Annotated in this window: 29 protein-coding genes and 1 other annotated feature; of the genes, 5 read left to right on the top strand and 24 right to left on the bottom strand. The window is 43.4% G+C overall.

What is annotated here, in order from left to right; genetic code table 11:
* Positions 1-126: 126 nt before the first annotated feature.
* From nadA to nadB, 3 genes are read right to left on the bottom strand one after another with little or no spacing between them, the layout of a single operon-like run.
* Positions 127-1,233 (bottom strand): quinolinate synthase NadA, encoded by a 1,107-nt coding sequence (gene nadA, locus QFZ73_RS19500; protein WP_251428997.1) that lies wholly within the window; start codon positions 1,231-1,233, stop codon positions 127-129.
* A complete protein-coding gene (nadC, locus tag QFZ73_RS19495) occupies positions 1,230-2,081 on the bottom strand; it encodes a carboxylating nicotinate-nucleotide diphosphorylase (protein WP_251429000.1) in 852 nt (283 codons plus the stop codon). The genes nadA and nadC overlap by 4 nt, the downstream gene beginning before the upstream one ends.
* A complete protein-coding gene (gene nadB / locus QFZ73_RS19490; protein ID WP_307269610.1) occupies positions 2,062-3,645 on the bottom strand; it encodes an L-aspartate oxidase in 1,584 nt (527 codons plus the stop codon). The genes nadC and nadB overlap by 20 nt, the downstream gene beginning before the upstream one ends.
* 103 nt (positions 3,646-3,748) lie before the next feature.
* Here nadB and QFZ73_RS19485 point away from each other — a divergent pair, with 103 nt between their 5' ends.
* Both QFZ73_RS19485 and QFZ73_RS19480 read left to right on the top strand, forming a co-directional pair.
* Positions 3,749-4,876, top strand: a complete 1,128-nt coding sequence (locus QFZ73_RS19485) for an IscS subfamily cysteine desulfurase (protein ID WP_251429006.1) — start codon at positions 3,749-3,751, stop codon at positions 4,874-4,876.
* Between the two features lie 49 nt (positions 4,877-4,925).
* Entirely contained in the window at positions 4,926-5,456 is a 531-nt protein-coding gene (locus QFZ73_RS19480; RefSeq protein ID WP_101222780.1) for a transcription repressor NadR, read from the top strand.
* Between the two features lie 52 nt (positions 5,457-5,508).
* Here QFZ73_RS19480 and QFZ73_RS19475 read toward each other — a convergent pair whose 3' ends face one another.
* The 11 genes from QFZ73_RS19475 to QFZ73_RS19425 form a co-directional block, all read right to left on the bottom strand.
* Complete coding sequence (locus QFZ73_RS19475; RefSeq protein WP_307269605.1) at positions 5,509-6,207, bottom strand: DUF6944 family repetitive protein; 699 nt, start codon at positions 6,205-6,207, stop codon at positions 5,509-5,511.
* Between the two features lie 404 nt (positions 6,208-6,611).
* Positions 6,612-7,487 (bottom strand): prephenate dehydratase, encoded by an 876-nt coding sequence (pheA, locus tag QFZ73_RS19470; protein ID WP_251429016.1) that lies wholly within the window; start codon positions 7,485-7,487, stop codon positions 6,612-6,614.
* A gap of 130 nt (positions 7,488-7,617) precedes the next feature.
* Complete coding sequence (locus tag QFZ73_RS19465; protein ID WP_053347150.1) at positions 7,618-8,067, bottom strand: ACT domain-containing protein; 450 nt, start codon at positions 8,065-8,067, stop codon at positions 7,618-7,620.
* Positions 8,068-8,087: 20 nt separating this feature from the next.
* Entirely contained in the window at positions 8,088-9,377 is a 1,290-nt protein-coding gene (gene obgE / locus QFZ73_RS19460; protein WP_101222782.1) for a GTPase ObgE, read from the bottom strand.
* 48 nt (positions 9,378-9,425) lie between these two features.
* Entirely contained in the window at positions 9,426-9,965 is a 540-nt protein-coding gene (locus QFZ73_RS19455) for a Spo0B domain-containing protein (RefSeq protein ID WP_251429020.1), read from the bottom strand.
* Positions 9,966-10,503: 538 nt separating this feature from the next.
* On the bottom strand, positions 10,504-10,794 hold the full coding sequence (gene rpmA / locus QFZ73_RS19450) for a 50S ribosomal protein L27 (protein WP_061143474.1): 291 nt from the start codon (positions 10,792-10,794) through the stop codon (positions 10,504-10,506).
* A 12-nt stretch (positions 10,795-10,806) separates the two neighbouring features.
* A complete protein-coding gene (locus QFZ73_RS19445) occupies positions 10,807-11,139 on the bottom strand; it encodes a ribosomal-processing cysteine protease Prp (RefSeq protein ID WP_307269594.1) in 333 nt (110 codons plus the stop codon).
* Positions 11,140-11,152: 13 nt separating this feature from the next.
* Positions 11,153-11,461: a 50S ribosomal protein L21 gene (gene rplU, locus QFZ73_RS19440; protein ID WP_034308849.1), complete on the bottom strand. Its 309-nt coding sequence runs from the start codon at positions 11,459-11,461 to the stop codon at positions 11,153-11,155.
* Between the two features lie 13 nt (positions 11,462-11,474).
* Positions 11,475-11,558 (bottom strand) — a sequence feature (ribosomal protein L21 leader region).
* Positions 11,559-11,633: 75 nt separating this feature from the next.
* The gene (locus tag QFZ73_RS19435; RefSeq protein WP_307272928.1) at positions 11,634-13,106 is read right to left on the bottom strand and encodes an Rne/Rng family ribonuclease; all 1,473 of its coding nucleotides are present in this window, start codon (positions 13,104-13,106) and stop codon (positions 11,634-11,636) included.
* Positions 13,107-13,148: 42 nt separating this feature from the next.
* Entirely contained in the window at positions 13,149-14,015 is an 867-nt protein-coding gene (locus QFZ73_RS19430) for a M50 family metallopeptidase (protein WP_251429022.1), read from the bottom strand.
* Complete coding sequence (locus QFZ73_RS19425; RefSeq protein WP_251429024.1) at positions 14,008-14,757, bottom strand: M23 family metallopeptidase; 750 nt, start codon at positions 14,755-14,757, stop codon at positions 14,008-14,010. The genes QFZ73_RS19430 and QFZ73_RS19425 overlap by 8 nt, the downstream gene beginning before the upstream one ends.
* Positions 14,758-15,016: 259 nt before the next feature.
* On the opposite strand from QFZ73_RS19425, the gene QFZ73_RS19420 reads away from it, so the two are divergent.
* Positions 15,017-15,460, top strand: coding sequence for a S1 domain-containing RNA-binding protein (locus QFZ73_RS19420; protein ID WP_034308861.1), 444 nt, complete (start codon positions 15,017-15,019; stop codon positions 15,458-15,460).
* A gap of 129 nt (positions 15,461-15,589) precedes the next feature.
* Here the strand turns inward: QFZ73_RS19420 and minD are convergent, their stop codons facing one another.
* The 10 genes from minD to QFZ73_RS19370 form a co-directional block, all read right to left on the bottom strand.
* Complete coding sequence (minD, locus tag QFZ73_RS19415) at positions 15,590-16,393, bottom strand: septum site-determining protein MinD (protein WP_251429026.1); 804 nt, start codon at positions 16,391-16,393, stop codon at positions 15,590-15,592.
* Between the two features lie 2 nt (positions 16,394-16,395).
* Positions 16,396-17,079, bottom strand: coding sequence for a septum site-determining protein MinC (gene minC, locus QFZ73_RS19410; RefSeq protein WP_251429028.1), 684 nt, complete (start codon positions 17,077-17,079; stop codon positions 16,396-16,398).
* A gap of 116 nt (positions 17,080-17,195) precedes the next feature.
* On the bottom strand, positions 17,196-17,714 hold the full coding sequence (gene mreD, locus QFZ73_RS19405) for a rod shape-determining protein MreD (protein ID WP_251429030.1): 519 nt from the start codon (positions 17,712-17,714) through the stop codon (positions 17,196-17,198).
* On the bottom strand, positions 17,711-18,583 hold the full coding sequence (mreC, locus tag QFZ73_RS19400; protein ID WP_251429032.1) for a rod shape-determining protein MreC: 873 nt from the start codon (positions 18,581-18,583) through the stop codon (positions 17,711-17,713). Before mreC ends, mreD begins: the two co-directional genes overlap by 4 nt.
* Positions 18,584-18,720: 137 nt before the next feature.
* On the bottom strand, positions 18,721-19,740 hold the full coding sequence (locus QFZ73_RS19395) for a rod shape-determining protein (protein ID WP_034308871.1): 1,020 nt from the start codon (positions 19,738-19,740) through the stop codon (positions 18,721-18,723).
* A 149-nt stretch (positions 19,741-19,889) separates the two neighbouring features.
* Positions 19,890-20,564, bottom strand: coding sequence for a RadC family protein (gene radC, locus QFZ73_RS19390; RefSeq protein ID WP_307272925.1), 675 nt, complete (start codon positions 20,562-20,564; stop codon positions 19,890-19,892).
* Between the two features lie 59 nt (positions 20,565-20,623).
* Entirely contained in the window at positions 20,624-21,193 is a 570-nt protein-coding gene (locus QFZ73_RS19385; RefSeq protein ID WP_307269581.1) for a Maf family protein, read from the bottom strand.
* Positions 21,194-21,386: 193 nt separating this feature from the next.
* Positions 21,387-22,355, bottom strand: a complete 969-nt coding sequence (locus tag QFZ73_RS19380) for a hypothetical protein (protein ID WP_307269577.1) — start codon at positions 22,353-22,355, stop codon at positions 21,387-21,389.
* Positions 22,356-22,662: 307 nt separating this feature from the next.
* Positions 22,663-23,415 carry a prepilin peptidase gene (locus tag QFZ73_RS19375; protein ID WP_307269574.1) on the bottom strand — a complete coding sequence of 251 codons (753 nt, stop codon included), beginning with the start codon at positions 23,413-23,415 and terminating at the stop codon, positions 22,663-22,665.
* A 378-nt stretch (positions 23,416-23,793) separates the two neighbouring features.
* Positions 23,794-25,083: a bifunctional folylpolyglutamate synthase/dihydrofolate synthase gene (locus QFZ73_RS19370; protein WP_307269570.1), complete on the bottom strand. Its 1,290-nt coding sequence runs from the start codon at positions 25,081-25,083 to the stop codon at positions 23,794-23,796.
* 98 nt (positions 25,084-25,181) lie between these two features.
* Between QFZ73_RS19370 and QFZ73_RS19365 the strand changes: the two genes are divergently transcribed.
* Together QFZ73_RS19365 and QFZ73_RS19360 are read left to right on the top strand one after the other, a co-directional pair.
* A complete protein-coding gene (locus QFZ73_RS19365; protein ID WP_307269567.1) occupies positions 25,182-26,123 on the top strand; it encodes an ATP-grasp domain-containing protein in 942 nt (313 codons plus the stop codon).
* Entirely contained in the window at positions 26,092-26,934 is an 843-nt protein-coding gene (locus QFZ73_RS19360) for an ATP-grasp domain-containing protein (RefSeq protein WP_307269565.1), read from the top strand. Before QFZ73_RS19365 ends, QFZ73_RS19360 begins: the two co-directional genes overlap by 32 nt.
* Positions 26,935-26,965: the final 31 nt, after the last annotated feature.

Below are 26,965 nucleotides of genomic sequence, written 5' to 3'. Positions count from 1 at the left end.
TGATGAAATCATGAAAGGGATTTGGGATGAGACCATTCCATTCCCCGTTAGATCGACAAACTCAAAGGGGGGCTTCCCCCCTTTTTTTGTATGATCCAAAGTCTTTTTAAGATGGAAAGCACTGACTCAAACGCGTTCCAGCATTCTGTTTAAAGCTAGGATGGCATTATCCGCAATGCTCTTCTCCACTTTTATCGGATTGATGATTATACCTTCTTCAATGGATTCAAGCGCCCACAGCAGGTGAGGCAGATCAATCCTGTTCATTGTAAGACATGGACACATATTCGGATTTAACGAGATGATGTTCTTGTCAGGATTATTGGCGATAAGTCGCTTGACAAGGTTCATTTCCGTGCCGATTGCCCAAGAACTACCCGGTTCGGCTCTTTCGATCATATTTATGATGTACGATGTCGAACCCGCATAATCTGACAGGGCGACCACCTCACGGCGACATTCGGGATGAACGATGATATTCATTTCAGGCTGCTCCGCTCTAAGCGTTTCAATATTCGCCGTAGTGAAATTTTCATGGACTGAACAATGTCCTTTCCAAAGAAGTACTTTCAGATCTTCGAGTTCCCCTTCATAGATCAATTCATCCTTATGCGGATCCCAGACAGCCATTTCATTCAATGGGATTCCAAGGTCAAAGGCTGTATTCCTCCCAAGATGCTGATCGGGAAGAAAAAGGATCCTTTCTTTTTGCGAGAGGGCCCACGAGACCATCCCTTGTGCATTCGAAGAAGTCACCGTCGCCCCGCCATTTTTCCCTACAAAAGCTTTGATGGCCGCAGTCGAATTAACATAAGTTAGCGGAAGGATCGTATCGCCAAATAAATCCTGAAGCTTTGTCCACGCCCGTTCCGTTTGTTCAATATCCGCCATATCTGCCATTGAACAGCCTGCACGCATGTCAGGAAGGATAACCGTTTGCCCTTCTTCCGTCAGAATATCGGCTGTTTCAGCCATGAAATGCACCCCACAAAACACGATATAATCCGCTTCGCGATTTTGTGCGGAAAGCTGGGCCAATTGAAGTGAATCCCCCGTTGAATCCGAAAATTGAATGACTTCCTCCCGTTGATAATGATGACCTGGGATATAAAGACGGTTCCCCAGTCGTTTCTTAATGCCATGGACCCGATTCTCCATCTCTTCCTTTGTCATCGTTTTATACTTTTCAGGCAATGAATTTCCTGCTGTTTTAGCCATCTCCAATATGTTCATTTCAATATCCCCTCCTGTTCTTTGACCTTTGCGCTAATATCAAGTGCCCTGACACTGTGCGTCAAGCTGCCCAACGAAATATAATCTACCCCTGTTTCCCGATATGAGGCTAGATTTCCTAAATGGATCCCTCCAGAAGCTTCAGTGATGATGTGGGCGGGAACCAATTTGATCAGTTGCTTGATTTCTTCGGGGCTCCGGTTATCGAACATGATGATATCTGCACCGGCTTCCACTGCTTCAAGCACCTGCTGTGGTGATTCCGTTTCCACTTCCACTTTAGTGGTATGTCCCAGTTTGGATTTTACCGTTTGAACCGCTTTCGTTATGGACCCAGCGAAAGAAATGTGGTTGTCCTTTATCATGACTGCATCATACAGACCATATCGGTGATTGAATGCCCCGCCGGAACGGACCGCATATTTTTCAAGCATCCGCAGGCCTGGTGTGGTTTTCCTCGTATCACAAGCTCTCGTCTTCGTCCCCGCTAAAATCATGGCAGCTTTATGAGCCTGTGTCGCAATGCCGGACATACGCTGCACTAAATTCAAAACGACCCGTTCCCCTTTTAAAAGGGAGGCCATATCGCCGGTCATTTTTGCAAGCTGCTGTCCTTCTGCAAAAACTTCGCCATCTTGAACAAAAAGGAAAACCTCGATTTGCTCATCCAACAATGCAAATCCCGTCTTGATGACGTCCCCTCCGCTAAAGACCCCGCCTTCTTTTGCGATGAATGTCAAAGTTCCTTGTTCACCTTGATCAAAAATCGTATCACTCGTTACATCGCATTCCCCTATATCTTCCATTAAAAATTGTTGCAGCATCTGCTTAAGCTTCAATATATTCATATAGTCGTCTCCCTTTCACTCGGTTTTTCACATCCGTGCAAGCAAGGATAACCGAATTTTCAAGCCATTGGGTGTCATCTTCGCTTGGATGGTCACTTCGGAAATGACCGCCCCTGCTTTCCGTTCTGGTCAATGCGGATTCGGCAATCAGCCACGCCACGATTATGGCATTTATTTTCGTTATTTCTTGTATCGATAATGTAGTTACTTCCATATGGAGCAATTTTTCGATATTAAATGTCTCAAGATAATCCTTCAGTCGAGTTAAACCACTTTCATTTCGAACGATTCCCGCTTCGTTCATTAATTTTTCCTGCAATGTCATGAGTTCAGGTAAAAAGGAAAATTGACTGGAACTCTTGAACTGCTCTTTTTCTTCCGGTATCGACCGTGCCGGCACTTTAGCAAGGAAACGGCCAAGCGTATTTCCAAAAACCAGCCCTTCGAGAAGGGAGTTGCTTGCCAATCTGTTTGCACCATGTACACCCGTGCATGCCACTTCACCAACTGCATACAAAGAAGGGACAGAGGTTTGCCCCGATTCATCCACTTCAATCCCTCCCATTAGAAAATGGTTTCCAGGCGCAACGGGGATTTTTCCCAATTGAAGGTCCAGCCCGCTTTTTTCACATAATGAGCTCACTGTCGGAAAACGATTTTTAAAATCCTTAATCATCGAAATATCCAAAAATACCTTTTCACCGCGCTGCAAATAAGAATAAATCGTCTGTGCGACAATATGCCTTGGTGCTAGATCTTTCAAGCTATGGACATCCTCCATGATCGGCCTTCCCATTTCCGTCACTAATCTCGCACCATCCCCGCGAACCGCTTCTGAGACCAGCCCTTTCGCTTTGCCATTTACAAAAAGCAGGGTCGGATGGAACTGTATGAATTCCATGTCACGAACTTTTGCACCGGCCTTGAATGCAAGTGCGATCCCGTCACCTGAAACCGTTTGTGAATTTGAAGTGAAATGGTATAGGGAACCACAGCCGCCTGTTGCCAAAACCGTCTGTTCAGCATGATAGGTAACAAGTTTTCCTGCCTTATCAAGCGTGTTGACGCCTATGCAGGAATCATCTTTCCCGATGATCAGCTCCACTGCAGCAACATTCTCCATCACAGTAATCGATGATTTTTTCAAGCACCCTATAAGATGTTCCATGATGTACTTTCCTGTAGCATCCCCGTGACTATGGAGGATTCTTCGTTCACTGTGAGCGCCCTCCATACCAAGTAATAGAGTTCCGTCATGATCATGGTCAAATCGCATACCCGATTCAATAAGTTCAGCTATAACGGAAGGTGCCTCTTCGACGAGTTTTTCCACTGCCTTCAAATTGTTATATCGCTGTCCAGCCGTCAGAGTATCTTTTTTATGTAAAGATACTCTGTCACGATCAGATATTGCAGCAGCAATGCCGCCCTGAGCTAAATAAGAATTACTATGACGGATATTTGATTTTGTGATGAGTATCACATGCTTATGTTCACTTGCTTCCAATGCCGTTTTCAAGGCAGCAATCCCGCTGCCTATCACGATGATTTCCGCTTTTACCATTATTTCATTCCTCCTGTTTGTGACAGGTGTCTTGACAACTATATTTACATATTATTAAACTATTATCAAGAGTTTTTTAAGTTTAAAGGATGGAAGTGATTTCTTGATTTATTTGGATTACGCCGCTACAACTCCGATTGATGAGGAGGCTCTCGACGTATTCAGCCAAGCATCCCGGAAGTTTTTCGGGAATGCGAGCAGTTTGCATGATATTGGCTCTGAAGCGGCACGTTTATTGGATATGTCACGGCAGCAACTAGCAGAAATGCTGAACATAAAAAAGGAAGGAATCATCTTTACGAGCGGCGGATCAGAAAGCAACATGCTTGCCATAGAAACATTCATCGCTTCGAAACCATCCTGGCAGAACCACTTGATTGTAAGCCGAACCGAACATGCATCACTTGCCAATTTCGTGGCAAAGCTTGAACAAGAAGGATTTGAGGTTACTTATTTACGGCATTTGGAAGATGGCCGGGTTGATATTGAACATCTGAAGGAATGTATGTCGGAGAAAACATGCTTGGTCATTGTCCAACATGTGAATTCGGAAATCGGGGTCATTCAACCCATTGAGCAAATAAGTGATATCGTTCGAAAACACCAGGCTTTTTTTCATGTGGATTGTGTCCAATCATTTGCTAAATTACCGCTTGGGAAAATAGCTGCCTCATGTGACGGACTATCCGTTTCCAGTCATAAAGTTTATGGTCCAAAAGGGACTGGGGCCGTCATTTTCCCGGCCATCCATCAGTTGAAGCCTTCGGTACCGAATATCACTCATGAATATGGTTACCGACCAGGAACAGTGGACGTACCCGGAATAGCTTCCTTCGTAACCGCTGCTAAGAAATTGGGGGATATCATGGAAGATGAACGAAAACGGATTTCCACCCTTAGGATGCAATTGATCCAGCGGCTAACGGAAAGGAAAATCGATTTTCAAATCATCGAAGCAAAAAACGAGCAATTGCCTCACATTCTGGCGCTGACCTTCGCTGGATTGCAAGGACAGTACATCATGCTGGAATTAAACCAGAAAGGATTCGCTGTTTCGACGGGAAGCGCCTGTCAAATCGGTAAACAGGATCCTTCAAAAACGATGATGGCCATTGGGAAAAGCGAAGATGAAGCTCATCAATTCGTCCGCTTTTCCTTTGGCAAAAACACGACGGCCGACGACATTCACAAGTTGGCAGACTGCATCGAAGGAATAGCGGCCATTCGATAAAACCCTCCATTCTGTGTTAGAATGTTTGTAATTAAAGAGGTGAATGTTTATGGAAAGAAAGAAATTACTCGGGGAAGAAAGACGGACGAAACTCTTACATTTATTGCAAACAAGCGCGGAGCCAGTAACAGGCAGCGAGCTTTCGCAGATAACGAATGTAAGCCGGCAGGTTATCGTTGGTGACATAACACTCCTGAAAGCGCGGAATGAACCTATCATTGCCACCAGCCAAGGCTATCTGTACTTACAAACGGGGAGCACTCAAAAGCCGGAAAGGATCATTGCTTGCCAACACGATCCTTCCCGGACCCAAGAAGAGCTATATTTACTCGTGGATATCGGCATCACGGTGAAGGATGTCAAAATCGAGCACCCCGTATACGGCGACCTAACTGCTTCCATCATGGTCAGCAGCCGTAAAGAAGTCCAGCAATTCCTTTCAAGGGTGACGGCTACGAACGCATCTTTTTTATCGGAACTAACGAGCGGCATCCATCTCCATACACTGAGCGCATCATCTGAAGAACTTCTCGATGAAGCGGAGTGTGCTTTGAGGGATGCCGGCATTTTAGTCGATTGAATTAATGAAAAATCCTCAAAAGCCATATCTTTTGAGGATTTTTTTATTGGCCTTATGCCCAATCATCATTGGGATTGCTACCATTTGAGCTGTCATCCCCGGAGTTTTCTTCGTTACTTCTCAACTGCCCTATAAGACTGATGACGGAGCCGACTGCCTGAATCCAGCCTCCCATCACTTGAATCAATTCAGCATCAGATGGCTTTTCTTCCAAATCAGGATATTGATATTTTTGCAGTTCCTGCTCCTCCTTATCTTGTTCTTCTTGCTCTTGATCCTTTTCTTGGTCTTTATCTTGAACACTACTTTTAAGTTCGGCAATTCCGCCTATCGCTTGCATCGAATTCCCAATCGCCTGCAACAAATTTCCCGTAACATTGAAGGCCTGCTCCGGTTCATCCGGATTTTCGTATGCCCCCGCCAAAGCGGTACCTCCGCCCAACGCTTGAATCAGATTGCCTTTAATGATCAATTCCTGTTTGGTTACTTCATCGAAATCAATGACTAATCCTAAGATGACCGTCGAATTCCCGATCGCCTGTAATACATTACCGAATTTATCCAGTGACCAGGTTTCTTCTGCATCCGCCAATAGGGCATTTCCTGTTGCTTGAAGTTCATTTCCAATCAAATCCAACTTTTCACGAAATTCTTCGTCCAAGACTTTGGATGGTGTACCCGCAACAGCAGAAATGACAGTTCCTATCGCTTGAGTCCAAGAACCGAAAGTTTCTTTGAATTGATTATCCATCTCTGCTGACCACCACCCTCTCTCTGCATTTTTGATTAAAAAAAGGTGCATCCACTGATTTAGTCATCAACTATGTATTCCTGTTCCTATTTCCACAGGTGGCCTACCGGGATTTACTTATTGTATTTGCGTTCATTACAATCGGTGTTTGTTTTTCATCCAGAATCATAGGCTCTTTTTATAATGAAAAACTTTCGCCCATCATCCTCAAAATTAAAAAATGAATGCCTTCCTTCCTGCCCTTTACCTGCCTATTTCTATATTCATAAAATGACAGCCAAAACGTTTTAGGAACTAGCACACAAGGTAAATATAAACCATCACAAAAAAATGCCCCGGAAATACTCCCGGGGCACCCTTCTTATTCATTGTATACAACTCAGCCGAAGTTCAAAAATGATAACTCATCGTTGCGGTACTCCAGTTTGGACTTTAAAGCATGAATAGCTTCCCATGATCGAAACCGTACATCCTAAGGCCTCAAGCTCAGAGATCGCTCCTGGGATGAGAACATCGTCAAGGGACATTTCAATGTCGATGATGAAAAAGTAATTGCCTAATCCTGTTTTCATGGGTCTTGATTCAATCTTGGAAAGATTAAGTTTCCTCCAGGAAAACGCGGAAAGGACTTGGTGCAGCTGCCCTGAGTGGTCGGCAGGCAGCTGAATCATCAAGGTCGTTTTCTTGTCCCCTTCAACGGTCAAATGCCCTTCATAGTCGACTTCACTGTTGGATACGACGATAAACTTGGTGTGATTATGTTCGTAATCGTGAATATTTTGTTTTACAATCGTCAAACCGTACTCCTCTGCAGCCATATCATTTGCAATCGCAGCAATATTGATATCGGGATTCTCCATCACCATCTTCGCAGCGGCTGCAGTGGAAGTGACATACTCATAAGGAATGCCCCTTAGCTCAGTATGTAGAAATTTGCGGCATTGAGCGATGGCATGGGAATGCGAATAAACCATGTCAGGTTTGAAACCAGGATATGCATGATCCGGATGCACCATATAATGCTGTTGGATTGGAATCGTCACTTCGCCTTTCATCGGTAATGTGACTTCATGAACTAAGTAATCCATCGTTATATTTACCGAACCCTCCAAAGCATTCTCGATCGGCACGAGCGCGTGGTTCACTTCCCCGTCCCGAACAGCATCAAGGCAGTCCGGAATCGTGTTCATCGGTATTTTTATATCATTAGGAAATAGTCGCGATACAGCTAAATCCGTGAACGTTGCTTTTGGTCCAAGAAATGCAATTTTTGATGTCATATTATAAACTCCTTTTCACGGAAAATCTACTGTTTATGTTATGCCATTTTCTGATTTTTTACAATAGTTAATCGTTAATTTCCTCTTACAAATGAAAACAGCCTGTACATATGAAATGTACAGGCTGTTTTCATGCGCCGTTACCAATGATTTCGACTTTTTCGACGAACTCCATTTTACGCAGTTTAGTAAGCAGATCATTAATATCCATCGTCATCCCACCCGTATTCAAGGATAGGGTGACATTTGCACGTCCCTGCAAAGGAATCGTTTGGTGGATGGTCATGATGTTGCATCCGGATGAGGCGACGAGCCGTAAGAGCTCCGATAGAGTACCAGAACGATCTTCGAGATAGAAGAACAGTGTAATCAGCTTTTCCTTTACAACTGTATGAAACGGAAAAACCGTATCACGGTATTTGTAAAAAGCACTCCTGCTTAGGTCCACTCGCTGTACCGCTTCCCAAACTGATTCTGCTTTTCCCCGTTCAATCATTTCTTTTGCATCCAGCGTTTTTTTCATCGCTTCGGGAAGGACATCCTCTCGAACGAGGAAAAACTTCTGATCGGCCTTATTCAAACTCCGTACGCCTCCTTCAATCAATCAACAAATTCAAATTCATATTCAAGGATACGGACGATATCGCCATTTGTCGCACCTTTTTGGCGAAGGCCTTCGTCGACTCCGAATGAACGAAGCTGTCTGGCGAAACGACGTATTGACTCTTCACGGGTGAAGTCAGTCATTTTGAATAGACGCTCGATCTTGAATCCTGATACGGCAAAGCTGCCATCGGGTTCGCGTTCAATGTTAAATTCATCAGACTGTGATGTATGTTTATACAGAACCCGGTGGATTCCAGTATTCTCTTCTTCATGTTCAAGAGGGAACTCAGGCGTCTCTTCGATTTTATCGGCAATTGCATAAAGAAGCTCACGGATCCCTTCACGCGTCACGGCAGAAATAGGGAAGACAGGATAGTCTTCTTCCAGCTTTTCTTTGAATGCCGCTAAGTTATCTTCTGAGTCCGGCATATCCATTTTACTTGCTACAATGATTTGCGGACGTTCAGTCAAGCGCAGGTTATACTCTTCCAACTCTTTATTGATTGTTTGATAGTCTTCATATGGATCCCGGCCTTCAAGACCCGACATATCGATTACATGGACGATTACCCTCGTTCTTTCAATATGGCGCAGGAATTGATGTCCAAGGCCCACACCTTCAGAAGCGCCTTCGATCAGACCAGGTAAATCGGCCATGACGAAGCTGCGGTGATCTTCCGTTTCCACCATTCCCAGGTTCGGTACGATCGTTGTAAAATGGTATTCGGCAATTTTAGGCCTTGCTGCGGATACGACAGAAAGCAACGTGGATTTCCCTACACTCGGGAAACCAACCAAACCGACATCAGCCAATAGTTTCAATTCCATGACTATATCGCGTTCTTGGCCCGGTTCGCCGTTCTCCGCGATTTCAGGTGCAGGATTGGCAGGTGTGGCAAAACGGGAATTTCCCCGGCCTCCGCGGCCACCTTTGGCGATAATGGCGCGTTGCCCGTGCTCAACTAAATCAGCAATGACTTCCTTCGTTTTATCATCAATGACAACCGTGCCAGGTGGAACCTTGATGACCATATCCTTTGCGGCCGCACCATGCATGTTTTTGGACATGCCATGTTCTCCACGAGGTGCCTTAAAGTGACGTTGATAACGGAAATCCATTAATGTACGCAAGCCCTCTTCCACTTCAAAAACGACATTGGCCCCATTACCGCCATCTCCGCCGGCAGGTCCGCCTTTAGGTATGAATTTCTCACGACGATAAGCAACTATCCCGTTACCACCGTCTCCGCCTTTTACATAGACTTTCGTTTGATCGACAAACATGCTATCACTTCCTTGTTTTCTGCAAGTCATTTCTTGCTGTATACTTCTCTAAAAGTTAATATCCATCTTAAAAAATATTTCATCCTCATTACTTTCAAGAATTTCAATTGATTGCTCGGCCGTTAATGAACTTTCCAAAAACTCGATCACTGGGGATTGATCAATGAACCTGCCTTGCATATGAAATGAACAGTGCATATCGCTCACTTCTTTTTTACACATGGAAACAGCCAGTATATTTTCAAAAAACGGGTCCAGATTCTTATCCAGAATTTTGAAGAAATCGTTTGTCCAGCGATACATCAGCCTGTCCATTTCAGTTGAGCCTTCAAAAACATCAATGATTTCATATTCGCAATAAAATGATCCATTATTCCAATTCGACGTCAACAACATCTCGGTGAACTTAGGTAAATTCAAACTGGAGAGGCGTGCTTCATTCTGGGTTTCAACAATGATTTCATCAATGATGCCCTTGACACGATCGATCCTGTTCAACTCCAGATTGCCTTTGATGATTTGAATTTTATTCAGCCAGTCATGCCTGGTTTGACGCAGAGTTTCAATAGTCGTCCAATTTTTATCCATTATTAACACCTTCAATTATGATAAAGAAACTTTTTTTCAGCTCTATCATGTTGAATACTTCCATTTGTACAGTATATCAAAAAAATAACAAACAGGAAATGAAGCTCGATTCACATGCCTTCACATGAAAGCCCCCGTCCAAAAAATACAGCCGCACACCCTGAGTTCTTTGGACGATGGTAGAGCCATTTGAACTAAAAAAGAGAATGGGCCTTATTTATGCACCAATTGGAGATATTATAGTTGATTGGAGTGTCTATTTGGTTTAACCAAATCGGATGGATGAGTAATCTTGGATTTCCCCCCTGAAAGTTTAAGAAAGCCCGCCGATTGGCGAGCCTTTTGTAAGTCAGAGGTTGTTTTCCTTATACTAATGACTAAAGTCTCCTGCAAACTGCCGGTTTGTTCCTATAGTATAAATAAAGGGCCGGACCCCTTCACCACTATATAGCATACCATTATTAAAAATGACGCGGTATATAGTGTCTTGTAGAAGGAATCAGACCCTTTTGAGTCAGCCTCTGTTCAAAGATGCCAATTATGCTTCTTGTGCAACTGGATATACGCTTACTTTTTTACGGTCACGTCCGAAACGTTCGAATTTAACAACACCGTCTACTTTAGCGTATAGAGTATCGTCTCCACCACGGCCTACGTTCTCACCTGGATAGATTTTTGTTCCGCGTTGACGGTAAAGGATAGAACCACCAGATACGAATTGACCATCTGCACGTTTAGCGCCAAGACGCTTGGAGATTGAGTCACGTCCGTTCTTTGTAGAACCTACTCCTTTTTTCGAAGCGAAGAACTGAAGATTTAATCTTAACATTTGTTCCACCTCCTATTGGTTGAGGATAATTTTCATGTATTTACCATAATCACGTTCGATGGTTTGCAGCGATATGAGCATGCCGTTCAAAAGCAGCTGAACCTTCTCTTCCGATTCCGGCGAAAGATTCCCCGGAATGACGCAGCGAAGATAGCCGCCTTCTCTCCCTTGCTCAATCTCAGGCTCTACGTCCGTTAAGGACATGATCGCATTGACTGCCCCAAAGGAAATAGCCGATACTCCTGCACAAACGATATCAGAACCTTTTTTAGCAAAATTAGCATGTCCGCTTAAGGTGAACGAAGCGATCCGTTCCTGCGGAGCATCAAATACAACTTTAATCATCTAGAATCAGCCCTTACGCGTTGATTGCTTCGATAACAACTTTAGTGTATGGTTGACGATGACCTTGTTTTTTACGATTGTTCTTTTTCGCTTTGTATTTGAAAACAGTGATTTTCTTTTGCTTACCTTGTTTTTCGACAGTACCTGTTACAGTAGCGCCTTCAACTAGTGGAGCACCGACTTTCACGTCTTCGCCACCTACGAATAAAACTTTGTCAAATGTAACAGTTTCGCCTGCTTCTGCGTTTAATTTTTCAATGTAAACCGCTTCGCCAGCTGCTACTTTAATTTGTTTACCGCCAGTTTCGATAATTGCGTACATACTTGCACCTCCTTAAATGTCTCAGACTCGCCAATCACAGGCGTTTTACCAAAAAGGCAAAAGCTTAAAACCCGTTGTTGAGCGGTTGTAGCACGGGTGCTACAAACATAACATTAAAATCCTAACATGAAACAGGAAAGGCTGTCAATATATTTATAAGAATTCCCGCTCTTCACCCGAAAGCCCGCCCGATTTCCTGAATGCTCCCGAAGCGCTTGATGGAATAGGCATTCCTCGAACCTGGGATAAAAGATAGGAATATCTTTTTAGCGATCAATTCCTCCAGTGTCGGCCGATATGATTCCTTTTCACCCAGCAGCACGTCCGCCACCGCTTCACTGACCTCCACCCAGACCGCTTCTTCATCCGTCTTCCTGTGTTCCAGCAGTTCCCGTTCCAACCGGAAGGCCACCGTTTCCGGGCTCTCGATTTTACCGCTTCCACTGCACACGGGGCAAGACACCGACATCATTTCACTTAAAGACGGGGAGGTTCGCTTTCTCGTCATTTGTAAAATGCCCAATTCCGTAAAGCCGATGACCTGGATTCGCTTTTCATCATTCACCGCTTCCTTTTTGACGATTTCGATGATTTCCTGCTTATGCCGTGAATTCTCCATATTTATGAAATCTATCAAGATGATTCCGCTGATATTCCTCAATCTCAGTTGACGGGCGACCTCTTTCGCCGCAGCCTGATTAACGGCAAACAATGTTGCTTCCTTCGCCACCTTGCCCGTGAACTTACCTGAATTGACATCGATTACGGTGAAAGCTTCCGTTTCTTCAAAAATTAAATATCCGCCATTCTCAAGCCAAACGATTTTCTTGGCCATTTTCTCAACTTGCGCTTCCACATTCCATTCGGAAAAAATATTCTTGGTACCCGATACATGGGATATTTCCCACTCCTTACGGTTTTCCTGTATCCACTTTTTCAACTCCCGATAGGCCTCGAAGTCATCGATGGCAAGTTCCCCGGTCACCGTTCCCGACATTTCGGAAATGATCATGTCAAGGTATGCGTCCCTCTCATAGAGAATGGACGGCGCCTTGAGGGACGCAGCCTTACCTTCAAGCCCTTTAAAGAGCTCCCGCAATCCAGTTAACCTGTCAAGGAAGACCGATTCACTTTCGTTCTCCATCGAGGTGCGGACAATCAATCCCTCATCAGGATTTTTATACTGCAAGGCCGTTTCCCGCCATTGCTTCTGAAGATCTTCGTTTTTGAATTTCTTTGAAACACCAACATAATCTATTCCATGTATGTATACGAGGGAATCTGTTGAAAACTCGATCAACCCAGTCAATTTAGCTCCTTTGGTGCCCGTTTCATCCCGAGTCACCTGAACTAGCAGCTTTTCTCCCTGACGGACAAATTGACCAATGGATGCTTTCCCTACACTTTTTTTTGTCAGCTGGAAAGAGGGAATCTCGTCACGGTGTAAAAAACCATTCTTCTCTGCACCATAATCTATGAAGACGGCATCCATTCCCGGTAACACCTTCGTCACCTTCCCAAGATAAATATTACCGACCGTACTGCGCTTTTGAGGCGGCATGATTTCAAGTTTACGTAAAACACCATTCTCAAGTACGGCCACTCTTTTTTCGCGTGAAGCTAGGTTCGCGATCATTTTTTTCATCAAAAAAAATCCTCTCCTCAATTTGAAGAAAGGATAACATATTTAATAAGAATATAATAGGTCGCCGATTTTCCCGTTTGTCATTTTCTCTGAAAAATAAGCATGAAGGATTTCCGTTTCATCCAAAGAGCCGCTCTCTTTCCCGTTTTTCATGATGATGACGGGGTGTTTACAACCGCGTTGAAACAGTTCCAGCACCTTATAAATCGGTTCTTGTGAATCCACCGAGATCGGCTTCAGTTTCGCCAAATCATTCGTATGCCCGTAATGGCGCTGCAAAAGAAAGCGGATGAACGCATAATACCTCTGCCGCCATTCCATGACGAGTGAGAGACTTATGAAAAAGATGATGAGCCAGATGTTCAAATTGAGCGGATCCAGAATGAGCCAGGTCAAAAAAGCCAGGACAGCGAATACTGCTGAAAAGTGAAGTGTATGTTTCTGCGCTTCCAGAAAGGTGCAGTATAGGGATACACCGATGAATAGCAGCCGGCCCCCGTCCAAGGGCCAAATTGGCAGCAGATTAAAAATCAGCAGCATAAGATTCATATACAAAAAGGGCTGATACAGCTCATATGGGATAATAGTAAAGAAATAGAGCAAAAAAGCTGCACCAATGAGCCAAACATGTTGAAGCGGACCGGCAAGCACCACCGCCAAATCCTCTTTCAAACTCTTATTTCCATATTCCTCAGTCTCGACAGCCCCACCAAAAGGAAGCAGCTGGATCGACTTTATCCGCCATTTGAAGTGCTGAGCACAGACCGCATGCCCCATCTCATGAATGAAGACGATGAGCAACAGCATCATCACTTCAACGAAATGGGCAGTGAGGATGGCGATGCCAATTACAAACCACAATGTCGGGTGCACCCTGATTTTAAACAGTAATTTCCCATATTCACTCAAAGGAAATCACCTTTTTAGGATCGACGAAAGCATCATTTTCTTTTATCGCCAAATAAAATCTGCCCTTGGATCCATCTTCACTTAGTGTAACCTGTCCGACTTCATTGCCCTTTTTAACGAACTCATACAATTTCACATCAATTCCTTCCAGCTGCCCATACCAAGATTCACTTTTGTTGGCATGCTGAATGACGACAGTCTTTCCAATCCCCTCCTTTTCACCGGCAAAAATGACTACCCCTTCATTGACGGCCTCGACCTTTGAGCCTTTGCTCGTTTCCAATATGATACCCTCACCGTTCGTCTCGAAGGTTTGGGTAATCTTCGCAGAAGCTGGCATTGCATATTCTTCATTCGAATCAACAGATTCCTTATCGGCTTCATTCGGTAAAAAAGCGATCGGTTTACCAAACGCACTTTCATACCAGTTGGAAATTGAAGCGAACTGAAATTCCTTGTTCATGTTCTCCGTGACAAAACTTCTGGCAGGGTCCAGCCGCACAGAAGGGTGTTTGAACATCACAGCGATAATCAGGAACAGGCATACACTGGCAAGGATTTTAAAGAAAAAATATTCTTTCTTGAAGAGCGGATGATCTTTCTCGGAATACCCGTTATATGAATCAATCCCATATGGTTCCTCATTGTTGATCTCCGTCCAACTACTGCTTCCTGCCGGTTTATCATTAAACTTACGTCTCTTGGCGATACGATTGCGGATATCTTTCCTGCGATCATCCATTCCAGATTTCCCCCCTGCTCATGTCAAAGCGCTATATTACAAAGTATGAGCAACTTGTCCAGACTATGACGGAGAAAATATTTTCTTTCTACACATCCCAGAAAAAAATTTTTCCCAATGAAAAATCACCCGGAAACTTATGAATTTCCAAGGAGATTCGGGCATCGATTCAGAAAATCGAATAATTGAGATTGATATTGTTCCCCTAAATTTGTTATAATAAAGTGGTTTTAACATTACTGAGGGGGAACATTTTTTTATGTCAATCGAAATAGGCAGCAAAGTACAAGGTAAAGTAACAGGTATCACTAATTTTGGAGCATTCGTAGAATTACCAGGAGGCTCAACAGGTCTTGTGCATATCAGTGAGGTAGCAGATAGCTATGTAAAAGACGTTAATGACCATCTTAAAGTAGGCGACCAAATTGAAGTAAAAGTGATTAGTGAGAAAGACGGAAAAACTGCCTTGTCCATCAAAAAGGCTATAGATAGACCCGAAGGGCAAACCTCTTCTTATACCAAACGCCCACCACGCCAAGGGGATAGCCGTTCTAAAGATTTTCGTTCAAAAGGTAACTTCCAACCAAAGGAAAATTTCGAAGATAAAATGGTTCGCTTTTTAAAGACTAGTGAAGAAAATTTATCGACTCTTAAACGCAGCACTGAATCAAAACGCGGCGGCAGAGGCGGAAGACGCGGATAACCCGCTGGATTTTAGCATATTGAACAGGCAAGCCAGATATGGCTTGCCTTTTTTATTTACATGAAGTTCCGTGCAGCAAAAAAAGCGAGGGCATCGAATGCTCCCCGCTTCTTGATATGGAATATAGATTTACCGCACGCTAAAGAATTTTTTCAATTTGGACATGAAGCCCTTTGGTTCGCTGCCAATTGGAGTCAAGGGCACAGATTCACCAAGGATCCTTCTGGCAATGTTCCGATAGGCAAGCGAAACTCTATTGTCCGGATTATAGGCAATGGGTTCCTTTTTATTCGCTGCCACTATGACTTGGTCATCATCAGGAATGACGCCGATCAAATCAATCTTAAGAAAATCGGCAACTCCATCGATATCCATTTCTTCATCCTCATGAAGCAAATGGCCGCGTATTCGGTTGATGATCAATTGAGGCGGTTCAATATGCTCCTCTTTTTCAAGCAGGCCAATAATACGGTCAGCATCCCTTACAGCCGGTCTCTCTGCAGTCGTAACGATGATCGCCTTGTCTGCCCCAGCTATGGCATTCCTGAAGCCCTGTTCAATGCCTGCAGGGCAATCAATGATGACATAATCATAGTCAGGCTTCATATCGCTTATGAGTTTCCTCATCTGCTCTTCATTCACGACTGATTTATCACTATTTTGCGGAGCTGGAAGCAGATAAAGCAAATCTTCGAAATGTTTATCTTTAATAAGCGCTTGATGTATCTTACAGCGCCCTTCGACCACATCGACCAAATCATAGATGATGCGATTCTCCAATCCCATGATCACATCCAAATTCCGAAGACCAATATCCGTATCAATCAAGCAAACCTTTTTGCCTAGAAGAGCTAAAGATGTTCCTAAATTGGCGGAGGTGGTCGTTTTCCCGACACCACCCTTACCGGATGTTATAACTATTGCCTCTCCCACGATTAGAGACCCCCTTCTAATCTATTTAAATTAGGTCTATATTTCTTTAAGACTTGCAGTTTTTCTATAATGATATTTTCGTCTTCATCCATGAAGGCACATTCCAAGTCATGTCCCCATTTCGTATATTGGTCAGGAGATAAATTCACTTGTCCGGCAATGCGCAGCTGGGCGGGCTTCATGACGGAGGCAGCTATAATGGCTTCATTATTCCCTTTATATCCGGCATGGGCTATTCCCTTGAGCTGTCCCATGATATATATGTTGCCACCCGCACGAACCGTTCCGTCGGGATTGACATCCCCAATTAGAAGTAAGTCTCCGGGAACTTCAAAAACCTGTCCCGACCTTATCACCTTGGTCACGGTCGTCACTTGGTTCTCATCTTTCCATCGTTTCGCTTCATCCTTCGTCAGGACATTCGAAATCATCTCATCTACGAAAAGCTTCTTCTTTTTATGGATGACCTCTTTAATCTTTTCTTCTTGTTGTTCATCAAGATAGCGGTTCCCTGTATGTACTTTTACGGAAATGGACGGGTCATTTTCTTGAAACTGATAGTTTGCCGAAAGCTTCACTTCTAACTCTTTCAATAATTCGGAAAATGAGCAAGAATCATCGAGATGAAGCATGAACCCGTCTTTTGTTCCCTTAATCATGACATTTTGCTGAATTCTTTTATTCATGACGTTTGTTTCACCTCAATGAAATATAATTCGACATAGGAAAACAAATTTCCTTTTTCTACGTACACGGAAAAGAGAAAATACATTTCCCACCTGCTACTTAAGACACAGGAACGTTATTCCGTTTCACCTTGCAAATCAAGCTTTTCAATCATTCTCTTTAAAGGATAGCAGCTGATAATAATGAATGCGAGATTCAATAATAATGTCGGAATCAATCTCCGTTCCGCAAATTCGCCAAATCCCATATCTGCAAATGAGAGGATGATATTCATCTGAAAGATGACAATCTCTAAAATTGCCGTGAATAAAAGCGCAGTAAGGCAGGCAATCAATATATTATTTTGCATGATTTTCATGCTTTTCGATATCAGATAGGCAAGAAAAGGCAGCAGGAACATGTAAATCCCAAGGATTTCCGTATATACAACATCATAAGTCAACCCAAGAATCGCCCCGTAAAGCATACCCATTTTCCTGGACCCGTACATGGTCAGGAAAAAAACGAAAATCATCATGAAATGGGGCACGAGGATTTTATCGGCCCCGAATGCATCGCCAGCGAACATCTGGGCGAAGATGCTTTCAAAAACAAAAAAAACCAAGGCTATAAAAGAAAGGATGAAATATCTCACTCAGATTCATCCTCCCCTTCACTTTCTTTCGGTGCACCGTCCACTTCGCGCTGAACGACCATAACATTATTAATATCGTAAAAATCCGTCGAAGGTTCAATATATGCGGTCTGGTTCAATCCATATTGATCCACTTTGACATCGACAACTTTCCCGATCAGCAGACCTTTCGGAAAGATCCCTCCATAACCGGATGTGATGACCAATGAATTTTTCTTGATCTTTTTATCATATGGAATCCGTTTCATCAGCAAAAGGTTCTTCTTATCATCGAATCCTTCAATCAAGCCATACGCTTTATCATCACCTTGAACGATGGCAGAGACACGGTTGGCTTTATCGATCGAACTTAAAAGTTGAACCGAGGCCGTGAAATCCGTCGCTGATTTCACCTTACCGACTAACCCATTGGACGTGATGACAGCCATGTTTTTTTCTACCCCATTACGCTTCCCTTTATTAATCGTCAGCATTTCATGCCAGCGGTCGGGATTGCGTCCAATGACCGTCGCCTGAGTGGGCGAATACTTCCGCAGGTCATCTTCTTTTTTGAGGTTATCGCGAAGTTCTTCATTTTCTTCCTTTAAATCCTGGACTTGGGTTTTCAATAATACATATTCATCCAAGCGGGCTTTCAATTTTTTGTTTTCATCGTATGTATGTTGAAGGTCTTTTAAGCCCCCTACAAAACCTGTTATACCCGATACTGGCTTATTAAACACATTTCCGACCCAGCCTGTCGTATCTTTCAGGAATTGCTCCGGCCAAGTCAACTCTTCTCTCTCCCTTAATGAAAAACCGATCAATGCCACGAGAACGATAATACTAACGAGCAAGAGAAGGAGCTTTTTATTAAAAAACTGTGGCATGGTGATTACACCTCTATCTAAAAATTTACTCTATGGTCTTAAAATTACACTATGGATTTAATTAAACGGCAAAACATAAGAAAAACCGGCTCAAAATTGCACCTTTTGTTGAGCCGGCCCTATTTGAGAAGTGATGCTTATCGCGAATCTCTTGATTTAGTCTTGAATAAATGAATGTGGTCCAGCGCTTTTCCCGTTCCGATTGCAACACAATCCAGTGGATTTTCAGCGATGATCACCGGCATTTGCGTTTCTTCACTGATGACTTTATCCAAATTGCGCAGCAAAGCACCCCCGCCTGTCAGCACAATGCCTCTGTCCATGATGTCAGCAGCTAATTCAGGTGGTGTTTTCTCTAAAGTGTTTTTCACGGAATCCACAATTGCAGAAACTGTGTCGCTTAATGCTTTGGATATTTCCTCAGCTGTAATTTCGATCGTTTTCGGTAATCCAGTCAATAGGTCACGGCCGCGAATTTCCATGTTTTCTACGCCTTCCGTGTCTCCAGCAGAACCAATTTCCATTTTGATCGCTTCAGCAGTACGCTCACCGATCATCAAATTGTAGTTCTTACGGATGTAAACGATAATGGCATCATCCATTTCGTCACCGGCAATGCGGATCGATTGGCTTGTAACGATTCCGCCAAGGGAAATGATTGCCACTTCCGTCGTTCCTCCGCCGATATCAACGACCATGCTGCCTGTAGGCTCCCAAACAGGAAGGTCCGCACCGATCGCTGCTGCAAACGGTTCTTCGATAGGATATGCGTCACGGGCTCCAGCTTGTCTAGCTGCATCGATGACTGCACGCTGCTCAACTGCCGTAATTCCAGAAGGCACACAAATCATGACATATGGCTTGTTGCCGAATACGCCCTTCTTTTGAGCTTCCTTCATATAGTACTTCATCATGGTAGCCGTCGTTTCATAATCGGCTATAACTCCATCCTTCATCGGGCGAAGGGCAACCACGTTACCAGGTGTACGGCCGATCATGTTTTTCGCATCGTTTCCGACTGCAACGATTTGCTTTGTATCTGTTTGCACAGCTACAACCGATGGTTCACGTACTGCGATACCTTTTCCTTTCACATAGACAAGCGTATTCGCCGTTCCTAAATCAATCCCTATATCTCTAGCGCCAATTCCAAACATTATGGTATCTCCCTTTCGTAAACAAAAATGCCTTTTTTATAAGTTCAAATAATAATTTGTCGTTTTTTGACAATAAGAGTTTTGAAAAAGTTTCCTCTTTTAAAAATCATAAACAATATTATATCGTATCGTCAAAAATTTTGATAGTGTCATAAATAACCTTTTTCCTTCAAACTAACATATTTATGCTCCCCGATGATGATATGGTCCAATACTTCAATCCCGATTATTTTACCACATTCGACTAACCTTTTCGTCACTTCAATATCTTCTCTGCTGGGAGAGGGGTCTCCGGAGGGGTGGTTATGAAGACAGATGATAGAGGCGGCGGACCTTTTGAAAGCCTCTTTAAAGACCTCGCGCGGATGCACGATCGAGGCATTGAGGCTGCCGATGAATACCGTAGTTTTTTGAAGCACTTGATTTTTCGTATTTAAATAGAGACAGACGAAATGTTCCTGTGATAAAAACCGCATTTCTTCCATGCAATAATTGGCTCCATCTTCAGGAGATCGAATCACATAACGGTCTTGATCATTCAAATTGCTGATTCTCCTGCCAAGTTCGACAGAGGCCAGGATTTGAATCGCTTTTGCTTCACCAATCCCTTTAATCATGGTCAGTTCTTCCACAGAGGCTTCTTTTAACAGGCGCAGGCCCTTGAAGGAATTGATGAGCCTGCTGGATAGTTGCAGGACTGATTCTTCCCTAGATCCCGTCCTCAATAGCAGAGCGAGCAATTCCTGATTGGAGAGACTTTGCGGTCCGTCTTGCAGAAACCTTTCGCGCGGCCTCTCTTCTTTCGGGTAATCCCGTATTAACATTTTTTCGCTCAAAAGATCAACCCTTCCTTAGAAAAGGGAAGATGCCAGAGGAAATCAGATTATCCTAACTCTACCTGCATCGCTTTAAGTTCCCGGGCCAGTCTTGAGACCGGAAGCCCGACGACTGAGAAATAGTCCCCTTTGATTTGTTCGACAAGAAGAGATCCGTATCCTTGAATCCCATAGCCGCCAGCTTTGTCAAAAGGTTCCCCGCTATCCAGATAACGTTCGATTTCAGCTTCTGGCAGCTCCCAAAATGTCACTTCCGTTTTTTCTGCGAATACTCTGCGATGCCTGCCGAATAGGATGGAGACACCTGTGTATACTTCATGTGTCCGTCCTGATAACATTTCCAGCATTCTTTTTCCATCCGCCCGGCTTGTCGGCTTACCCAATATCTCACCATCAAGGACAACAACGGTATCCGAGCCGATTACCCAGCTTTCCTGAAATTTTGCTGCGATGGCTTCCGCTTTACGGGAGGCCAGTTCTTTCACCGCTGCATCAGGACACATGTTTTCATCAATACTTTCATCGACATTGGAATTCATGCATTCAAAGGGGATTTGAAGAAATTGTAGAAGTTCTTTACGACGTGGTGATGAAGAAGCTAAAATCAATGGCTGCATAATATAAAAGTCACCTTTCTTTACATAGGGAGATACATATCTATCCTATCAAATTATGGTGCAATCCACAATTATTGATTACTAGGAATCGACAAATGCCTGTAAGTATTTCCCGGAAAATAAAAAAGGTGTCACAGATGGTTTCATATTGGGGAGCTTGTCCCATTAGGCAGCCCCCCTTTTTTCTCTCTAATTAACTCGATATATTTTGGAAATTCAATAAAAAATCAAGAAGACTTTCTTGAGCCTGGAATAGCTTTTCTTCATTTTTGGAAGTCTCATAATCGTCAATCGACTTTGCGGCAGCAGTCAGGTCATCGTTCATATTCGAAAACTCCGGCGATAATTTCCCCGCCTTCAGTTCATCCATGTTTATTTTCAGGGTTTCTTCGTTTACCGTCCCTTCCTTTCCACGAAGCTTTGTTGCGGATGATTCTGCCAACGAAGCATATACTGCCTTCATCTTCTCGAGGGTTTTCTCATCCTCTTGGCTTGTCCCAGAAGCTTCAAAATCGATTTCCTTCCAGTATACGTCCACATCATAGGACTTTAAGAACAAGGCCAGCTCCTTACTTGCAGCTAGACTCTCTGCCGATCCCAAGAATAGATAATAGCTGTCTTCCAATTTGAAAATTTCAGCAGGAACCTGCTTTTCAATGATTTTCTTTTGTATTTGCCTTGCCGCATCCTCGCTGCTGAATACTCCTCCCTGTACAAGGAATGTCTTCAGCTGGTTTCCTGGTTCAGTCACTGCCGCTTTTTTATCCTCAACAGTGGCTTCCGTTGGAATCGAGGTCTCGACCGAAGATACTTCGGCTTTTTCCTTTGTTATCGTTTTAACGGCGATCAAGCCAAGAATCGACCCAAAAAAAACAGCACAAATGACAGCGATCATGAATGTCTTGATCGGTCTTTTATCCAAACTTTTCAGCGAACTGGTACCAAAACTGATGAGCTTAGGCATTTTCTTCTTTGGCGGTGTGGGAACCAATACGATTTTGTTTTCGTTTGAATCCTCAGGGAGTATCCATTCGAAACTCTCATCTGTTTGTTCCTGCTCCTTACTCGCCGCCTCTTGACTTTCAATCTTTTTATCGGCAAATACTTTTTCTTCCCCATTTATTTTAATCGTTACACCTTTGCTTTGTTCCGGCTTGCCCAATTTTTTTCCTCCCCTCCAGATCATTTTTTTCATCCTAACATAGAGGTAAAAAAAAATAACAAGACTTTTGTCGTCTTGCCATTAATAGGTTTCGTCAAATTTCCCTATTCATATATGGGTAGCCAAAAGGGAATTCCAGCTACTGGTACTTCTGCTTCATGAACCATTCAATATCGCCTCTCACCAATTACATGCATTCCTCTTTCATGTCATCTTCTCTTCCGGCCAATTGGGGATGGTTCCCTCCTGCGCTATTGTTCAGGTGAATTTTGACAAATTCCTTTTGGATCAGGATGATCCTTTAAGCTCATCTTAAAAAAGTTACATACCAATGTAAAAGGGAATCGCCCCAAAAATAAGCAGTCAATGTCCCAAAAACGATATACGGTCCAAAAGGAATAAGGGTTTTCTTTTTTAGGAATCCGGTCAGCAGCCCGATGATGCCAAGGAATGCCCCATAAAAGCACGCAAAAAGAAACGATAACAGCACCATCTTCATTCCCAGTACAAAGCCAATCACTGCAAATAGCTTGATATCACCGCCGCCCATGCCACCCTCACTCACGACAGCGATTAATAATAGCAGGCTAAAGCCAACCGCTGCCCCGAAAATTGAATCCCACCAGGGCGACAGGGGAAATGAGACTCTTAGAACGATAAAAATCACCGTAAAGAAAAGCAGGATTTTATCTGGTATGAGCATATAGGCGACATCTGTCACGAAGATGATCATAAATAATGAAATCAATGTCCAGCCAATCAAGAGTTCGTTCGACCAGCCAAGGAATATGGGAGCAGAGGCAAACAAAACACCGGTCAGCATTTCCACTACCGGATAAAGGGGGGAAATCCTTGTTTTACAGCCCCGGCATTTTCCATCTTGCAACATATAAGAAATAACGGGTATCAACTCGAAGAATGTCAATGTACGCCCGCAAGAAGGGCAGGCGGAGCGGCGATTCGCAAATGAATGATTGGCTGGAACACTTAAACCGACAACGTTAAAGAATGAGCCTAAAATTAAGCCCAAGACGAAGAGATAGATATGGATAACCATCATTTATACAAAGTGCATGAGGATTCGATTGCCCTTCTTTGAAACCCTAATATAAAAGTCCCTTCCGCTATGTAATGAACACTTGGGTTCTTCATGATCATTCATTCCTCCCGTCTTTTCATTAAGTAGATCCTACTATTCATCCGTCATATAGAATCAATATATAAACATATTTTAACAAATATACTTGGTGATTTGTTATCAATCTCTCTTTTAGAGTTTTTCTTTTCAAGAGACTCTGTTAACAAGAGAAAAGGACCTTGAAAAGATCCTTTTTCAGGTTACTCATTAAGTTGATCATTCACTGGTTCTCTCTGCATAATAGAAGGAAAGATAATCGATCCACAAGTAAGGCACATCCCTCACCACCCTAGAAAAACGTCAAACATTTCCCCTGGTCAGGAATTCCCTCACAAGTGAAAGGAAATGAAGGGACCCTGTGATGACAAGAATCTCTTGTTCCCCCGTTTTCCTTCTGCCTTCCGTTATCGCCGCCTGCCAATCCTTGTTTATACTTTTATTTGGATGACTGCATTTTTCATATAGCGTTTTCGCATCCGCCGCCCGTTCATGCTCGAATTCGGTAATGATGATTTCCATCGCTTCCGTTTCCAGTCCATGAAGCATCTCCGAATAATTTTTATCTTTAAATGAACTGAATACGAATCGGTACTTATAGTCGGGGTAATGCACTTTTAGCGTTTCCTTCAGCACGTCGATGCCGGCAGGATTATGGGCACCATCAATGATCACCAACGGCTCATCCGATATTTTTTCAAAGCGGCCATCCCATTTCGCTTCCCCTATTCCTTTAAGTATGTTTTTTTCATCGATATTTTCCATACCTAGTGTGACAGCAGCAATGGCCAGTGCCGCATTCTCCATTTGATGACGGCCTAACATCCGCATTTCCACATTTTTGATGGATCTGTCGGCAAGCGAAAATGAGAAACTTTGCCCCCGTTCACTTTGCTTTATATTGCCTACATGAAAGTCTTTACCTAATTGGTAATACGGTACGCCTAATGATGATGCTTTTTCTTCAATTACTTTTGATGGTTCCCCGGCTTTGACTCCGCTGATGATCGGCGCCCCGCTTTTAATGATGCCCGCCTTCTCAAAAGCAATTTCCCCAAGCGTGTTACCCAGGATGTTCGTATGTTCCAAAGAAATCGAGGTAATGATCGAAAGAAACGGCTGGATGACATTCGTTGTATCAAGCCTGCCCCCCAAACCGGTTTCCATCAAAACCAAATCCACTTCCTTTTTGCTAAAATAAGAAAATGCCATCGCAGTCAAAATTTCGAACTGAGTGGGACCATTCCCCTTACTATCCATCTCTTGGATGATCGGCCAAAGCTTCCGGAAGACAGCGATAAAATCCTTATCACTGATTTCATCCTCATTTATCTTCAGCTGTTCATTCATCCGTATTAAATAAGGCGAAGTGAAGGACGCGACCCGAATCCCTTGGGCAAGTAAGATTTCTTTAATATATTGCAGTGTTGAACCCTTCCCGTTGGATCCCGCAATGTGAATATACTTTAGCGCCTTGTGCGGGTCACCTAATTCAGTTAACAATGCTTCCATCCGTGATAGGCCAAAATTCATGCCCAATTGAACTTGGCGCCGTTCAAAAAAATGATTGATTTCTTTCATGGTTGTTACCATTATCGTTGAGCCTCCCCTTTCTTTATACCGCTCTTATGCGTTAAGATTATTTTATCAATATATGAACGATTAACCTAGATGAAAGGTAGTGTTTTACCATGAAACCTTCAGATTTCCACTGTTGGATTGTCGTTAACGGCTATTTACAGCATGATAAGTTTTCCAGTTTAGCTTTATTCATTAAAGAGGCGGCCGAAAGGAAAGATATCATGGCAACCCTTATCCGTAATTCAGATCTCATTCCCATAATCGAAAAAGGAGTGCCACTTCTTAAAGGAGCCTTTGATAAGCTGCCTGATTTTGTTCTGTTCATGGATAAAGACATTCATTTGGCACGCCATTTGGAATTGCTCGGCATCCCCGTATATAACAGCAGTACAGCGATCGATATTTGCGACAGCAAAGCAAAAACACATCAAGCATTAACCGGGCATGGCATACCGATGCCGAAAACCTTATTTCCCCCTTTTACGTACGAAGGGATTGAAAGGGTCAATATGGATGCTTTTATACACATCGGCAATGAACTTGGGTATCCTCTTATCGTTAAGGAAGCATACGGTTCTTTTGGGGAACAAGTATATTTAATCCAAACAGAGGATGAATTACTAAAGACGATCCGTAACCTTGGCCACAAACCATTTATCATCCAGGAATTCATCGAGCACAGTAAAGGTCGGGATATTCGTGTGAATGTCGTGGGCAATCAAGTCATAGCAGCGATGCAACGCCATTCCGAACAAGACTTCCGAGCTAATATGACTGCCGGGGGGCAGGCTGAACCATATATACCCACCAGTGAAGAAGCACAACTTGCCATCCGATGTGCGCAAATTCTCGGTGCCGACTTCGCTGGCGTCGATTTGTTGTTCGGTGAAGAAGGTCCGCTTTTGTGCGAAGTGAATTCGAATTCGCATTTACTGAATATTTATGAATGTACAGGCATCAACATCGCTGATAGCATGTTCGATTATATTTTGAAAGAATTAGGAAAAGGAAGTGCATCTGATGAAAAAACTAGCAGGCTGGTTGATTTATAACCGTGAGGATGCCCTGAAAAATAAGGGATACATAGATTGGATGCTTGACGAAGCCAGTAAGCTTGATCTTGATTTACACTTTCACTTTCGGGAAGACCTTAGAATCGGTCATCATTTCAACGAGTTGTACGTGGAACATGGGACGCAGCCAATTTCATTGCCGGACTTTGCTATCGTCCGGACAATTGACCCTTTTTTCACAAAGCAACTGGAGCAATTGGGGATTGCTTGCTTTAACTCCTCCTTCGTATCGGAAATCGCGAATGACAAAGCAAAGACGCATCAATATTTGTCCTCACTGGGGATTCCAATGGCCGATACGGTATATTGTAACGGAAGGCCGAGTGCCGATGACATGGAGTTCCCATTCATTGCTAAAGAAACTCGTGGCCGCGGCGGGAAACAAGTATATCTAATCGAGCATGCCGAAGATCTTGCCGATCTGAATGATGGAAATTGGATAGTCCAAAAACCTGGCTTATTCGGAAGGGATATCCGCGTCTTTGTGGTTGGTAAAAAAGTGAAGGCTGCTGTACTTAGGGAGTCCGCTTCCAGTTTCAAGGCTAATTATACGCTGGGCGGATCGGCTTCTCTATATGAGCTGACTGCATCCGAATTAGCCCTTGTTGAAAGAGTAATGGGGTCGTTTGATTTTGGCCTGGTCGGTATCGATTTCATATTTGCCGAAGATGGCAGCCTCATGCTCAACGAAATCGAGGATGTCGTCGGCAGCCGGACATTAAGTGCACTAAGTGATATGAATATCGTATGGGAGTACCTTGCATTCATAAAAGAAAGAATATCTTCCTAACTTAATATTTTTCTTAAATAGCGTTTAAACA

This window comes from Peribacillus sp. V2I11, assembly GCF_030817135.1.
GTDB classification, from domain to species: domain Bacteria; phylum Bacillota; class Bacilli; order Bacillales; family DSM-1321; genus Peribacillus; species Peribacillus simplex.
This window is presented reverse-complemented; position numbering and strand designations above follow the sequence as displayed.